The organism is Gibbsiella dentisursi, from assembly GCF_039539505.1.
Lineage (GTDB): Bacteria > Pseudomonadota > Gammaproteobacteria > Enterobacterales > Enterobacteriaceae > Gibbsiella > Gibbsiella quercinecans.
The window spans coordinates 1-13,720 of sequence record NZ_BAABDG010000003.1 but is presented as its reverse complement, the minus strand read 5'-3'; the positions used below and the strand labels follow the sequence as shown (position 1 = coordinate 13,720).

General features: G+C 55.9%; 16 protein-coding genes. 8 read left to right on the top strand and 8 right to left on the bottom strand.

Annotated elements, in window-relative coordinates; all coding sequences use genetic code 11:
- The first annotated feature begins 129 nt into the window (after positions 1–129).
- Genes ABFX35_RS10815 through ABFX35_RS10800 form a run of 4 tightly spaced genes read left to right on the top strand, consistent with a single transcriptional unit; the run spans position 130 to position 4,358 of the window.
- A complete protein-coding gene (locus ABFX35_RS10815; RefSeq protein WP_279026772.1) occupies positions 130–2,292 on the top strand; it encodes a lysine decarboxylase LdcC in 2,163 nt (720 codons plus the stop codon).
- A 22-nt stretch (positions 2,293–2,314) separates the two neighbouring features.
- Positions 2,315–2,707, top strand: coding sequence for a VOC family protein (locus tag ABFX35_RS10810; RefSeq protein ID WP_346080981.1), 393 nt, complete (start codon positions 2,315–2,317; stop codon positions 2,705–2,707).
- Positions 2,708–2,718: 11 nt separating this feature from the next.
- Positions 2,719–4,044 carry a tRNA lysidine(34) synthetase TilS gene (gene tilS / locus ABFX35_RS10805; protein WP_346081690.1) on the top strand — a complete coding sequence of 442 codons (1,326 nt, stop codon included), beginning with the start codon at positions 2,719–2,721 and terminating at the stop codon, positions 4,042–4,044.
- Positions 4,041–4,358 carry a c-type cytochrome gene (locus ABFX35_RS10800; RefSeq protein ID WP_346080979.1) on the top strand — a complete coding sequence of 106 codons (318 nt, stop codon included), beginning with the start codon at positions 4,041–4,043 and terminating at the stop codon, positions 4,356–4,358. The genes tilS and ABFX35_RS10800 overlap by 4 nt, the downstream gene beginning before the upstream one ends.
- A gap of 63 nt (positions 4,359–4,421) precedes the next feature.
- Here ABFX35_RS10800 and rof read toward each other — a convergent pair whose 3' ends face one another.
- Positions 4,422–4,685: a Rho-binding antiterminator gene (gene rof, locus ABFX35_RS10795; RefSeq protein ID WP_095847471.1), complete on the bottom strand. Its 264-nt coding sequence runs from the start codon at positions 4,683–4,685 to the stop codon at positions 4,422–4,424.
- Positions 4,672–4,872, bottom strand: a complete 201-nt coding sequence (locus ABFX35_RS10790) for a YaeP family protein (RefSeq protein ID WP_095849075.1) — start codon at positions 4,870–4,872, stop codon at positions 4,672–4,674. The genes rof and ABFX35_RS10790 overlap by 14 nt, the downstream gene beginning before the upstream one ends.
- Positions 4,873–5,208: 336 nt before the next feature.
- Between ABFX35_RS10790 and ABFX35_RS10785 the strand changes: the two genes are divergently transcribed.
- From ABFX35_RS10785 to nlpE, 3 genes are read left to right on the top strand one after another with little or no spacing between them, the layout of a single operon-like run.
- Entirely contained in the window at positions 5,209–5,757 is a 549-nt protein-coding gene (locus ABFX35_RS10785) for a YaeQ family protein (protein ID WP_279026776.1), read from the top strand.
- A gap of 3 nt (positions 5,758–5,760) precedes the next feature.
- The gene (arfB, locus tag ABFX35_RS10780; RefSeq protein ID WP_346080976.1) at positions 5,761–6,174 is read left to right on the top strand and encodes an alternative ribosome rescue aminoacyl-tRNA hydrolase ArfB; all 414 of its coding nucleotides are present in this window, start codon (positions 5,761–5,763) and stop codon (positions 6,172–6,174) included.
- Between the two features lie 38 nt (positions 6,175–6,212).
- Positions 6,213–6,899 carry an envelope stress response activation lipoprotein NlpE gene (nlpE, locus tag ABFX35_RS10775; protein WP_279026779.1) on the top strand — a complete coding sequence of 229 codons (687 nt, stop codon included), beginning with the start codon at positions 6,213–6,215 and terminating at the stop codon, positions 6,897–6,899.
- 78 nt (positions 6,900–6,977) lie between these two features.
- Here the strand turns inward: nlpE and proS are convergent, their stop codons facing one another.
- The 6 genes from proS to metN form a co-directional block, all read right to left on the bottom strand.
- Positions 6,978–8,696: a proline--tRNA ligase gene (gene proS / locus ABFX35_RS10770; protein WP_346080973.1), complete on the bottom strand. Its 1,719-nt coding sequence runs from the start codon at positions 8,694–8,696 to the stop codon at positions 6,978–6,980.
- A 120-nt stretch (positions 8,697–8,816) separates the two neighbouring features.
- Positions 8,817–9,524: a tRNA (N6-threonylcarbamoyladenosine(37)-N6)-methyltransferase TrmO gene (tsaA, locus tag ABFX35_RS10765; RefSeq protein WP_279026782.1), complete on the bottom strand. Its 708-nt coding sequence runs from the start codon at positions 9,522–9,524 to the stop codon at positions 8,817–8,819.
- Complete coding sequence (gene rcsF / locus ABFX35_RS10760) at positions 9,521–9,934, bottom strand: Rcs stress response system protein RcsF (protein ID WP_279026783.1); 414 nt, start codon at positions 9,932–9,934, stop codon at positions 9,521–9,523. Before rcsF ends, tsaA begins: the two co-directional genes overlap by 4 nt.
- A 240-nt stretch (positions 9,935–10,174) precedes the next feature.
- The gene (locus ABFX35_RS10755; RefSeq protein WP_279026784.1) at positions 10,175–10,990 is read right to left on the bottom strand and encodes a MetQ/NlpA family lipoprotein; all 816 of its coding nucleotides are present in this window, start codon (positions 10,988–10,990) and stop codon (positions 10,175–10,177) included.
- A gap of 53 nt (positions 10,991–11,043) precedes the next feature.
- A complete protein-coding gene (locus ABFX35_RS10750; RefSeq protein WP_095847479.1) occupies positions 11,044–11,697 on the bottom strand; it encodes a methionine ABC transporter permease MetI in 654 nt (217 codons plus the stop codon).
- Positions 11,690–12,721: a methionine ABC transporter ATP-binding protein MetN gene (metN, locus tag ABFX35_RS10745; protein ID WP_279029847.1), complete on the bottom strand. Its 1,032-nt coding sequence runs from the start codon at positions 12,719–12,721 to the stop codon at positions 11,690–11,692. The genes ABFX35_RS10750 and metN overlap by 8 nt, the downstream gene beginning before the upstream one ends.
- Before the next feature lie 188 nt (positions 12,722–12,909).
- On the opposite strand from metN, the gene gmhB reads away from it, so the two are divergent.
- Positions 12,910–13,473 carry a D-glycero-beta-D-manno-heptose 1,7-bisphosphate 7-phosphatase gene (gmhB, locus tag ABFX35_RS10740; protein WP_279029845.1) on the top strand — a complete coding sequence of 188 codons (564 nt, stop codon included), beginning with the start codon at positions 12,910–12,912 and terminating at the stop codon, positions 13,471–13,473.
- The last annotated feature ends 247 nt before the right edge of the window (positions 13,474–13,720 follow it).

Below are 13,720 nucleotides of genomic sequence, written 5' to 3'. Positions count from 1 at the left end.
AAAAAAGCCAGTCAGTTAAGCTGACTGGCTTTTTTTTATCCGCCGCGCGCTGCCCGCCCTGGCGTCTGGGGTACACAATGGCGGTAAATCATGTTGTTATAAAGACCGTTAACCGACAGGAGTCGCCCGATGAACATCATCGCCATCATGAGCCCAATGGGCGTGTACTACAAAGATGAACCCATCCGCGAACTTCACCAGGCGCTGGCCGCCATGGGGTTTCAGTTGGTATACCCGAAGAGCAGCAGCGATTTGCTCAAGCTTATTGAACACAATGCGCGCATTTGCGGCGTGGTGTTTGACTGGGATGAATACAGCCTGGAGCTGTGCAGCGAAATTAACGAACTGAATGAATACCTGCCGCTGTATGCGTTCATTAATACCCATTCCACCTTTGACGTTAGCCTGCATGAAATGCGTATGGTGCTGTATTTCTTCGAGTACGATCTGCACGCGGCGGGCGATATCGCGCAACGTATTCGCCAGTACACCGACGAATATGTGGATACCATCACGCCGCCGCTGACCAAGGCGTTGTTCAACTACGTGAAAGAGGGGAAGTATACCTTCTGCACACCGGGGCATATGGCCGGCACCGCGTTTCAGAAAAGCCCGGTGGGCAGCCTGTTTTATGATTTTTTCGGCGCCAACACCATGAAGGCGGACGTGTCTATCTCGGTCACCGAACTGGGCTCATTGCTGGATCACACCGGCCCGCACCTTGAGGCGGAAGAGTATATCGCCCGCACCTTCAATGCCGAGCAAAGCTATATGGTGACCAACGGCACTTCGACGGCCAATAAGATTGTCGGCATGTACTCGGCGCCGGCGGGCAGCACGGTATTAATCGATCGTAACTGCCACAAGTCCTTGTGCCATTTAATGATGATGACCGATATCGTGCCGATTTACCTGCGCCCGTTGCGTAATGCTTATGGCATCCTCGGGGGGATCCCGCAGCGTGAATTCACGCGCGACAGCATTGCCAAGCGGGTGGCGGAAACCGCTGGCGCCAGTTGGCCGGTGCACGCGGTGATCACCAACTCCACCTATGACGGCCTGCTGTACAACACCGATTACATCAAACGCACACTGGATGTGCCTTCGATCCACTTTGACTCCGCCTGGGTGCCCTATACCAATTTTCACCCGATGTATGAGGGCAAAAGCGGTATGAGCGGCGAGCGCATTCCCGGCAAAGTGATCTACGAAACCCAGTCAACGCATAAGCTGCTGGCGGCATTCTCACAGGCATCGATGATTCATATCAAAGGTGAATATGATGAAGATACCTTCAATGAAGCCTATATGATGCATACCACCACCTCGCCGCATTACGGCATCGTGGCGTCCATGGAGACCGCCGCGGCGATGCTGCGCGGCAACCCTGGCCGGCGCATGATTTATCGCTCATTGGAGCGTGCACTGCACTTCCGGCATGAGATACAGCGCCTGCGTGAAGAGAGCGACAGCTGGTTTTTTGATATTTGGCAGCCGGATGAGATCGGTGAAGCGCAATGCTGGCCGTTGAATCCGGATGATAACTGGCACGGTTTTGGGCAGACGGATCGCGATCATATGTATCTTGATCCGATCAAGGTAACCATTCTCACGCCGGGCATGAGCGAGGCGGGCGGCCTGGCGGATGACGGCATCCCCGCCGCGCTGGTGGCGAAATACCTTGATGAGCGCGGGATCGTGGTTGAGAAAACCGGGCCGTACAACCTGCTGTTCCTGTTCAGCATTGGCATTGATAAAACCAAGTCGATGAGTTTGCTGCGCGGCCTGACCGACTTCAAACGTTCTTATGATCTCAATCTGCGGGTGAGGAACATGCTGCCGGATCTGTACGCGGAAGATCCGGATTTCTACCGCACGATGCGTATTCAGGATCTGGCGGCCGGGATCCATAATTTGATCCGCCAGCACGATCTGCCGCGCCTGATGCAACGCGCCTTCGATGTGCTGCCGGAAATGAAAATGACCCCGCACCAAATGTTCCAGCAGCAGGTGCGCGGCAATGTCGAAACCTGCGAGATCGGCCAGTTGATCGGCAAAGTGGCGGCGAATATGATCCTGCCTTATCCGCCGGGCGTTCCACTGGTGATGCCGGGGGAAATGATCACCGAAGAGAGCCGAGCGGTGCTTGATTTCCTGCTGATGCTGTGTTCGATCGGGGAACACTATCCCGGCTTTGAAACCGATATTCACGGCACCAGGCTGACGGAAGACGGGCGTTACCTGGTCAAGGTGCTGAAAGCGCCGCAGCCTGAAGTGGAACCACAGCGGTAGTTATCCTGAAAGAGGGTGTTCAATGTTGGCATTACGCAAGCTCCATCACATCGCGGTTATTGCTTCTGACTATGCGGCCAGCAAGCATTTTTATTGCGACATTCTTGGCTTCACGCTGCAGGCGGAGGTTTACCGCGCCGAGCGTGATTCTTGGAAAGCCGATTTGGCGCTCAATGGTGAGTATACCCTGGAACTGTTTTCCTTCCCTTCGCCGCCGGCGCGTGTGAGCCGCCCCGAGGCCTGTGGCCTGCGCCATTTGGCCTTCAGCGTGGCCGATATCGATCAGGCGATGGCGCATCTGCAGCAGGCGGGCGTTGCCTGCGAACCGGTGCGTGTGGATCCTTACACCCAGGCCCACTTCACTTTCTTTAGCGATCCGGACGGGCTGCCGCTGGAACTGTATGAACAACGGTGACAAAGCCCACGATGGATAGCGAACGTTTAGCCGAACAGGTTACTGAACGGTTGGCCGGGCACAGCAAGCTGCTGGTGGCGTTCAGCGGCGGGCTGGATTCCAGCGTGTTGCTGCACCTGCTGGTGCAACTGCGCCGGCAGCGCCCTGAACTGCAGGTGCGCGCGGTGCACGTGCACCACGGGCTGAGCCGTTTTGCCGACCAGTGGGTAGAACATTGCCGGCAGCAGTGCCTGGAATGGCAGGTGCCGCTGCAAGTGCAGCATGTGCAGGTTGACAGCCAGCACGGCGGTATCGAAGCCGCCGCCCGTAATGCGCGCTACGCCGCGCTGGCAGAGGCATTGGCTGATGGCGACACGCTGCTGACCGCGCAGCATCTTGATGACCAGTGTGAAACCTTTTTGCTGGCGCTAAAGCGCGGCAGCGGCCCGGCCGGGCTTTCCGCCATGGCGGCGCAAAGCCAACTGAGTGGGAAGCCGTTGCTGCGCCCGCTGCTGGATTTTTCCCGCGTGCAGTTGGAAGCCTATGCCCGGCAGCACTCACTGCGCTGGATTGAGGATGACAGCAATCAGGATGCGCGTTTCGATCGCAATTTCCTGCGCCTGCAGGTGTTGCCGTTGTTGCAGCAGCGGTGGCCGCACTTTGCCGCAGCCAGCGCCCGCAGCGCCAGCCTGTGCGCCGAGCAGGAGCAATTGTTGGATGAACTGCTGGCGGAAGAGCTACACGCATTGCTGGCAAATGACGGTTCGCTGGCCATCGCGGGGCTGGTGGCCTGCTCACCCGTGCGCCGCTTTGCCCTGCTGCGCCGCTGGATCGCCCGCTTTGGCGTGACCATGCCGGCGCGGGAGCAACTTCAGCGGCTGTGGGAAGAAGTGGCGATGGCTCGGCCGGATGCCGCGCCACAGTTGCAACTGGGCCAGTATCAAATACGCCGCTATCGCCAGCACCTGTATCTGCTGCCGCAAATGGCCGATCTGCATGCGCTGTGCCTGCCGTGGCAGCCGCGGTTGCCGCTGCCGGATGGCCTGGGCACGCTGGTCGGTGGGGAAGGGGATATCCTGCTGCGTGCGCCGCGGCCGGGGGAGCAGGTGAGTGTGCGTTTTAGCGCAGAGGGCAAGCACCGTATTATCGGGCGAACGCATTCCCGGCCGATCAAGAAGCTGTGGCAGGAACTGGGCGTTCCGCCCTGGCTGCGTGAGCGTACGCCGCTGATCTATTATGATGCCCGGCTGATCGCCGCGCTTGGCGTCTTCGTGACTGAAGCCGGCAGCGTGCCGCCAGATGAGCAGCCGTGGCGTTTGCGCTGGGATAAAGAAGAAGAAAATACCAAGGAGCAATGATGAAATGGGTGAGCGCCATGTTGTTGGCCGTTGGCTTTCTGAGCCTGCCGGCGATGGCGGCGGGGGATGCCGCCGTGGGCAAGACGAAAGCGGCAAGCTGTATGGCCTGCCACGGTATGCAGGGAAAGGCCAGCGTGCCGATGTACCCGAACCTTGCCGGCCAGAATGCCATGTATTTGGGGGCAGCGCTGCAGGCGTATAAGAAAGGGGAGCGTTCCGGGGGGCAGGCCGAAGTGATGCGGGCCTATGTTTCCGGCCTGTCCGATGATGACATCGCCGATCTGGCCGCCTACTATGCCAGCCTGAAACCTTGAGCGGCCGTAGAAACAAAGCAGGGCAGCCAATGGCTGCCCTGCGTGGTTGTATGCCAGCGCTGTTTAGTCGGATAGACTCACGACGACGGTGCCGATTTCCGGGTGGCTAAAGCTGTGGATATAATCCAGGCGCAGATCGCGTTGCTCGCCATTGAGCTCAATGGTCAGGTATTCAACACGTTTTTTTTGCAGTAAATCGAGGGCTTTGGCCTCGATCTCTTCGCCGTCGCGTAACGCCAGCTTCAGTACAAGTTTATGCTGACAGGCGAGTTCCAGGTTGTCGTAGTCATCACAATTGATGGGTTGATACTCATCATTCATCAACATAGTCGCTCACCAATAAGTTAGCGGCGGCAAAAGCCGCCTGTTCCCTAACGGAGGACGGAAGTGCCTCATTTGCGGCAACATCGTCCAATGCTTTCAATACACATGTTAGTGCATCGGGCACGTAACCGAGATCTCCACTGCCTATCCCAGCGTAAAAACGGCGTACTAACTCACAGTATTGTTGCACAGTTTCCTCCCACAAGAGCCTCTGCATCATCGGGAAGCATTATCATTATCGTGATGAAGCGCAGGATCTTGGCGCTACTAACCTGACTTAGACGACTATAGCACAGCTATACTCGTCATACTTCAAGTTGCAGGTGCGTTGGCTTTCCTCGCTTACCCCAGTCACTTACCTGAGTAAGCTCCTGGGGACTCGCTGCGTCGCCGCCTTCCTGCAACTCGAATTATTTAGAGTATATTGTTAATTTATTAGCGGCTCGCATTGGCTGCTGCGCCGAGCTTTCACTGCGCCGGCGAGGGAAATCAAGTACACTATCGCCTGATAATTACGAGGTTTCTCATGGCGCTAAAAGCAACTATTTACAAAGCCACGGTCAATATCGCGGATATGGATCGCCATTTTTACTATGACGCCGCGCTTACGCTGGCGCAGCATCCTTCAGAAACCGAGCAGCGTATGATGCTGCGTCTGTTGGCCTGGATCTGCCATGCCAATGAGCGCCTGGTGTTCACCAAGGGGCTGAGCACTGCCGATGAGCCGGAAATCTGGCAGCGTAACGATCATAACGGCCTGGAGTTGTGGGTTGAGCTGGGGCTGCCGGATGAAAAACGCCTGCGCAAAGCCTGTAATCAGGCGGCGCAGGTGGTGTTATATGCCTATGGCGAGCGCGCCGGCCAGGTGTGGTGGCAGGGCATGCAGGCAAAAGTGGCCAATCACAAAAATTTGCATATACGCTTTCTGGACGACGCCCAGCTAGCCCGGCTTGCGGCATTGGCAAACCGTAATATGGTGCTGCAAGCCACGCTGCAAGAAGGGATGATCTGGCTGTCCGATGCTCAGAATAGTCTGGAAATTCAATTTGCCGAATGGCAACGGCCGCAGGTGTAATGGGTGTTGGTTTTATCAAAAAACGTGGTTATACCGGATTCGGAGATAGTCCTTACGGCAATTCGCGCCCAGGGTGCCGGTGGGCAGCATGTGAATAAAACTTCAACGGCTATCCATTTGCGCTTTGACATCCGGGCCTCCAGCCTGCCAGAGTATTACAAACAAAGGCTATTGGCGCTTAAGCACCATTTGGTGACAGACGAAGGCGTGGTTATTATCAAAGCGCAGGAATACCGCAGCCAGGAGCTCAACCGCGAGGCGGCATTAGCGCGCCTGGCAGTGCTGATCGCTCAGGCGCTGGTAGTCGAAAAAACACGTAAAGCGACCAAGCCCAGCAAAGGGGCGAAATTACGCCGGTTAGAAGGCAAAGTTCGCAAAGGCGCAACCAAAGCACTGCGCGGCAAGATCCGCACCTGATGGAGTATGGGATACGGCAACACAGTAGGAGAAAAACTGTGAAGAATATATCAGTTGCCCTGTTTTTAGCAGCGGGCGCACTTTCATTACTGGGATGTAATAACCACTTTCAACCTAAAGAGCAGCCGCTCCAGCCGATGCAGCAAAGCTATCAGGGGGTATTGCCCTGCGCAGACTGCAGCGGTTTGGATACGTTACTGTATCTGGATACCGACGGGACCTTTGTGCTGCAGGAAACCTATCGCGAGACGAAAGATGGCGATCAAACCTTTGCCGAGTACGGCAAATGGGAGCGCACCGCTGATAAACTGGTGCTAACCGGCAGCAACGGGGATAAGCGCTATTTCCGCCCGCTGGGTAAAAACCTGGAAATGCTTGATCAAAGCGGTGTGCCGATTCGCTCGCCGTTGAACTACCAGTTGGCACCGGTGGAAAAGAAACTGCCGAGCACCCCGATGGCGCTGAAAGGCAGCTACACCTATATGGCCGATGCGGCGATCTTTAAAGACTGCGTCACCGGTAAAACTTTCCCTATCGATAACAACGTCAGCCTCGAACAGGGGTATGCCAGGGCCCGCAAGGCCGCCGGCGAACCGGTGTTTTTGATGCTTGATGGCCACTTTAGCACTCAGCCATCAACAGAAGACGGGCAGATGCACAAGGCGCTGGTGCCGGATGGCAATGCGGTGTTCGATAACGCCAAGCACTGCGACAGCGCATCGTAACGATAAAAAACAACCCGCCGTGGCGGGTTGTTGCTGTCAGCGTTAACCCACCGCCAGAGGGCAATGGGGTTTTACCGATTAACGTACGATCTGCGCCAGCAGGAAATCAACGATTTCGCCGGTTTTGATCATCTGTTTTTCACCAATGCGGCGGTTCTTGTATTCGATCTCGTCGCTGTCAAGGTTACGGTCGCCAATCACGATAGAGTGCGGCACGCCGATCAACTCCATATCTGCGAACATCACGCCTGGGCGCTCTTTACGGTCGTCAAGGATCACGTCGATGCCGTGGCCACGCAGTTCAGCGTACAGTTTTTCCGCCAGTTCCTGCACGCGGAAGGACTTGTGCATGTTCATTGGCAGAATCGCCACCTGGAAAGGCGCGATAGCGTCTGGCCAGATAATGCCGCGATCGTCGTGGTTTTGCTCAATCGCCGCTGCAACCACGCGGGTCACGCCGATGCCGTAGCAACCCATGGTCAGGATCTGGTTGCGGCCGTCTTCGCCTTGTACCGTTGCCTTCAGGGCTTCCGAATACTTGGTGCCCAACTGGAAAATGTGGCCAACTTCAATCCCGCGTTTGATCAGCAAGGTGCCTTTGCCGTCTGGGCTGGCGTCGCCTTCGACCACGTTGCGAATATCGGCAACCTGCGGCAGCGGCAAATCGCGCTCCCAGTTAATACCGAAGTAATGTTTGCCGTCGATATTGGCGCCGGCGCCGAAATCGCTCATTGCCGCTACGCTGCGGTCAATCACTACCGGCAGCGGCATGTTGATTGGGCCCAGGGAGCCAGGGCCGGCACCCACAATGGCGCGGATTTCTTCTTCACTGGCGAAGGTGAGCGGCGCAGCCACCTGCGGCAGTTTTTCCGCCTTCACTTCGTTCAGTTCGTGATCGCCACGCACCAACAGCGCAACTAACTGGTGCCCGCTGTTTTCTTTGGCGCGAACCAGCAGGGTTTTCACCGTTTTTTCGATCGGCAGTTTAAACTGCTCAACCAGCTCGGCGATGGTTTTGGCGTTCGGCGTATCAACCTGGCGCAACGTTTCCGTGGCTGCCGCGCGCGGTTCTGCCGGGGCGACCGCTTCTGCCAATTCGATATTGGCCGCGTAGTCGGAGCCGGTGGAGAACACGATATCGTCTTCACCGCTATCCGCCAGCACCTGGAATTCATGCGACGCGCTGCCGCCGATCGAACCGGTATCTGCCTGCACCGGGCGGAAATCCAGGCCGATGCGGCTGAAGATTTTGCTGTAAGCGGCATACATGGCGTCGTAGGTCGCCTGCAGCGATTCCTGTGAAGTGTGGAACGAGTAGGCATCCTTCATCAGGAACTCGCGCGAGCGCATCACGCCGAAGCGTGGGCGGACTTCGTCACGGAACTTGGTCTGGATCTGGAAAAAGTTTAGCGGCAGCTGTTTGTATGAGCTGATTTCGTTGCGGATCAGATCGGTAATGACTTCTTCATGCGTTGGGCCAAGCACAAACGGGCGTTCGCCGCGATCGACAAAGCGCAGCAGTTCCGGGCCGTACTGTTCCCAGCGCCCGCTTTCTTGCCACAAATCCGCGGGCTGCACTACCGGCATCGAGATTTCGATCGCATTGGCGTTATTCATTTCTTCGCGAACGATGTTTTCAACTTTCTTCAGAACGCGCAGGCCGGTGGGCAACCAGGTATAAAGACCGGAGGCCAGCTTGCGAATCATCCCGGCGCGGAGCATCAGTTGGTGGCTGATCACTTCGGCATCGGCAGGTGTCTCCTTCAAGGTGGAGAGCAGGTATTGGCTAGTACGCATGGTGTTTTGGTTCCGTTAGAACAGCAAGTAGCATCGGGCTGTCAGCATGGCAGCCGAAAAAAATAAAAGTGGTTTAGTTTACCAGCGTGAGCCGGCCGCCAAAAGAGAGCGGAAGGAATTTTAACGGGCCTCCAGGGCCAGCACTTCAGTTTGCCGATCAACCACCCGCCAACGCACGTTGAAATCCAGCAGCCAGACGGCATATTCGCGCTCGGCCGTTTCGTTTTTCCGGTAGGCCGGGCGCGGATCCTGCGCCAACACCTGGGTGATAAAACGGCGCAGCTGTGGATAGCGCCGTTGGTGCAGTTGCAGGTGCTGCTCCGCCTGGGGCGAAAAGTAAACCGGCATATCGCCGGCCGGCGCTTCCTGGGCAAAGCCCGCGCGGGCCTGGGGCTGGCTTTCGGCGAACGGCAGATAGGGCTTGATATCGATCACCGGCGTGCCGTCAACCAGATCGAGGCTGCCGAGCTCCAACACCACATTTCCCCCCTGGGCACGGATGCCTTTCAATTCCACCAGGGACATGCCGAGCGGGTTTGGCCGGAAGGTGGAGCGGGTGGCGAACACGCCCATGCGGGCATTGCCACCCAGGCGCGGTGGCCGAACCGTTGGCCGCCAGCCCCCTGCCATGGTTTGATGGAACACAAACATTAGCCACAGATGGCTGAAATCGTCCAGGCCTCGCACCGCTTCTGCCTGATTGTACGGCGGCAGCAGCACCAGCTCACCGCCGCCATCCTCCACCAGCCCTGGCTGGCGGGGAACGGCAAACTTCTCTTTATACGGTGAACGAATGGTACCTATCTGGTTGAAATGAAAGGCTGTCATTTGGAGGAAACGTTCAGCGCGGATCCCTGGCAAACGGCCTGTTGGTAACAACCTGCCACGCCGCTGATGATTTGGCAGTCGTGCAGCAACACGGCGTTGGCCTTCATGTAGGAAGCGCGGATCTGCATACGTTTGCGCGCCGTTGCCAGGTTCGGTGGCGAATCTTGCGCGGTCGTCTGGCATGATTCACCGGAAACCTCGCCCAGATCGCGGAAGGGCTTGCCGACTAATTCTTCTGCATTCTTATAAAGCTTTACCGGTGCCGGGCGCGGCGCCGGCGCCGTTTTAGCCGGCGTACTGCTGCTGGTAGCAGCGGGTTTGCTGGTCTTGTTTGCTGGGGTTGAACCCCCGGGCAGCATGGAGCAACCGCTCAACGTAAGCGCGAACAAACAGAGAGGTAAAACACGCATAGAAATTCCTCTGCCTTTTTATATAAAGTGGCGCTATTGAAGCAAGCTATGGTGGAAATAACAAGACGGGCCTAAGCCCGCCTTACAATAAAACGCCTATACTCGTCATACTTCAAGTTGCAGGTGTGTTGGCTTTCCTCACTCACCCCAGTCACTTACTGGAGTAAGCTCCTGGGGACTCGCTGCGTCGCCGCCTTCCTGCAACTCGAATTATTTAGAGTATAAAAGTGAATAACCGGCTTACCAGCCTTTCACCGCGCCGCCGTTGAAAATCTTGTTGGCTGCTTCGTTAACTTCATCCGTTTGGTAAGCTTGTACAAATTTCTTTACGTTTTCCGCGTCTTTATTATCTTCGCGGGCAACCAGCAGGTTCACATACGGCGAGTCTTTGTCTTCAACAAACAGGCCGTCTTTGGCCGGCGTCAGCCCAATCTGGCTGGCATAGGTAGTGTTGATGATCGCCAGCGTAATTTGCTGATCGTCCAGTGAGCGCGGCAACTGCGGCGCTTCCAGCTCTACCAGCTTCAGGTTTTTCGGGTTTTCAACCACGTCCAGTGAGGTCGGCAACAGGCCAACGCCGTCTTTCAGCTTGATCAGGCCTTGTTTCTGCAGCAGTAACAGTGAACGCCCCAGGTTGGTGGGATCGTTTGGCAGGGCGATCTGCGCACCGTCTTGCAGTTCAGACAGCGACTTGATTTTTTTGGAGTAGGCGGCGATGGGATAAACAAAGGTGTTGCCGACGGAAACCAGCTTGTAGCCGCGGTCTTTGATCTGCTGATCCAGGTAAGGCTTATGCTGGAAGGCGTTAAGATCGATATCGCCTTTGCTCAGCGCTTCGTTTGGCAGCACATAGTCGTTGAACGTCACCAGTTCCACGTCCAGGCCATATTTTTCCTTCGCAACCTTTTGCGCCACTTCGGCAACCTGCTGTTCCGCACCGACGATCACCCCCACTTTGATATGGTTCGGATCTTTTTCATCTTGCCCACAGCCGGCCAGAGCCAGAGTACCGATCAGTGCGCCGATTGCCGCAATGGATTTAAATTTTAACGACATATCCCTTCCTCAATTAGACTCGTATATATATACGTTGCGTGTTTGCTATGAGCTTATTTATGGGTAACGGCCTTGGCGACGCGTTCACCACAAAACTGAATCAGATACACTAAAATAACCAGTAGCACTAATACGGTATTCATTACGGTCGCGTTGTAGCCGATATAACCGTATTGGTAACCGATTTGCCCCAGCCCGCCGGCGCCGACCGCACCGCCCATCGCCGAATAGCCTACCAGCGTAATGAGCGTGATGGTAGCAGCGTTCACCAAACCGGGTAACGCTTCCGGCAGCAGAACCTTCTTGATGATTTGCATCGGCGTTGCGCCCATGGCACGCGCCGCTTCAACCAGGCCGGAGGGGATTTCCAGCAGGGCATTTTCCACCATGCGGGCGATAAAGGGCGCGGAGCCGACGGTCAGCGGCACGATGGCCGCCTGCAGGCCGATAGAGGTGCCGACAATCATGCGGGTAAAGGGGATCATCCACACCAGCAGGATAATGAACGGAATCGAGCGGAAAATGTTAACCAGCCCAGACAGCACCTTATACAGCGTGTTGTTGGCGACAATCTGCCCCGGGCGGGTGACATACAGCAGAACGCCAACCGGCAGGCCAAGCACAAAGCCGAAGAAGCCCGAGACCAGCGTCATCATGACGGTTTCCCATACGCCTCGCGCCATTAACCACATCATTGCTTCAGACATACCCCAAAACCTCTACGTTAACCTGATTTTCCTGCAGGAACTGGATGGTTGCCGCCGTGCCGGCTTCATCGCCTTGCAGTTCGGCCAACATTACGCCGAATTTCACGCCGCCGGCATAATCCATTTGCGCGCTGATAATATTATTGTTGACGTTAAAGCGGCGTGCCGCTTCCGAAAGCAGGGGCGCATCAACCGATTGGCCGGTGAACTCCAGGCGTAGCAGTGGCTTCAGGTTGCCCGTGCGCACCGGGTTGAGACGCTCTGCATAGTCATTGGGAATATCCAGATGCAGAGTGGATTGAATGAACTGCTGCGCCAACGGCGTTTTGGGGTGCGAGAAGATTTCACTCACCGTGTCTTTCTCAATCAGCCGGCCCTGGCTGATGACCGCCACCTGGTCACAGATGCGTTTTACCACATCCATTTCATGCGTGATCAGCAAGATCGTCAGGCCCAGACGGCGGTTAATGTCTTTCAACAATTCCAGAATCGAGCGGGTAGTAGCGGGATCCAATGCGCTGGTGGCTTCATCGCACAGCAATACTTTAGGCTGGCTTGCCAACGCACGGGCGATCGCCACCCGCTGTTTTTGCCCGCCGGACAGGTTGGCCGGATAGGCATCGTGTTTGTCCGCCAGCCCGACCAGATCCAACAAATCGGTGACGCGCTTTTTGATTTCAGCGCGTGGGGTATTGTCCAGTTCTAACGGCAGGGCGACATTGCCAAATACGGTGCGCGATGACAGCAGGTTGAAGTGCTGGAAAATCATACCAATCTGGCGGCGCGCACGCGTCAGTTCGCTGTCAGACATGGCGGTGAGATCCTGGCCGCCGATCAGTACCTGGCCGGAGGTTGGGCGCTCAAGCATATTGGCGCAGCGGATCAGGGTGCTTTTGCCCGCGCCTGATGCGCCGATAACACCGAAGATCTGCCCGGCGGGGACGTGAAGCGTGACGTCGGTGAGCGCGTTAATGGTATGCGCCCCCTGCTGAAACACTTTAGTTATGTTAGAAAGTTTTATCATATTCTTCTAATTTGTCGCGTGGTTGCCCGTGGCTAGATAACAGTTGCTCTTGGCCTGGTACCAAGATGTGGGCCGATGCTAAGGTGTCTAGACGTCTAAGTCAACGGACACGCATATTATCCGGCGTTCTCAGCCGTGGGTAAAACATGCGATACTGTGGCCGATTTCAGGCCCTCAGGAGTAAACCGGTGACACAACGCGTTCCAGCTATTTTTTTAGACCGTGACGGTACCATTAATATAGATCATGGTTATGTCCATGAAATTGACGATTTTCAATTTATCGACGGTGTCATAGATGCATGCCGTGAATTAAAAAAGATGGGCTATGTTCTGGTGTTGGTGACTAACCAGTCCGGCATTGCGCGCGGCAAGTTTAGCGAAGATCAGTTTATGCAGTTGACCGAATGGATGGACTGGTCATTGGCCGATCGCGATGTGGATCTCGACGGTATCTATTTCTGCCCACATTTGCCGGATGCGGCAATCGAAGAATATCGCCAGGTGTGTGATTGCCGTAAACCGCAGCCGGGCATGCTGCTGCAGGCGCAGCAAGAATTGAATATTGATATGGCCGCCTCTTATATGGTGGGGGATAAACCGGAAGATATGCAGGCGGCGATTGCCGCTGGCGTCGGCACCAAGGTTTTGGTGCGTACCGGCAAGCCGGTGACGCAAGCGGGTGAAGAATTGGCCGACTGGGTGCTAGATAGCCTGGCGGACTTGCCGAAAGCGATTAAATCGCGGGTTTAATAAACGCTCCGGCCGAATAGTGAGCGGTTGAAAGAAAAGTGCAGATTATCGCTTGTCATTCTGAATCGGCTCCCTATAATGCGCCTCCATCGACACGGCGCAAGTGATTCACTTCACGAGGCGGCCGGGAAGAAAAGAGAAAATCCTGAAATTTGGGGTTGACTCTGAAAGAGGAAAGCGTAATATACGCCACCTCGAGTGAACGAGCCAAGTCTCGTAACTCATTGCTCTTTAACAATTTATCAGA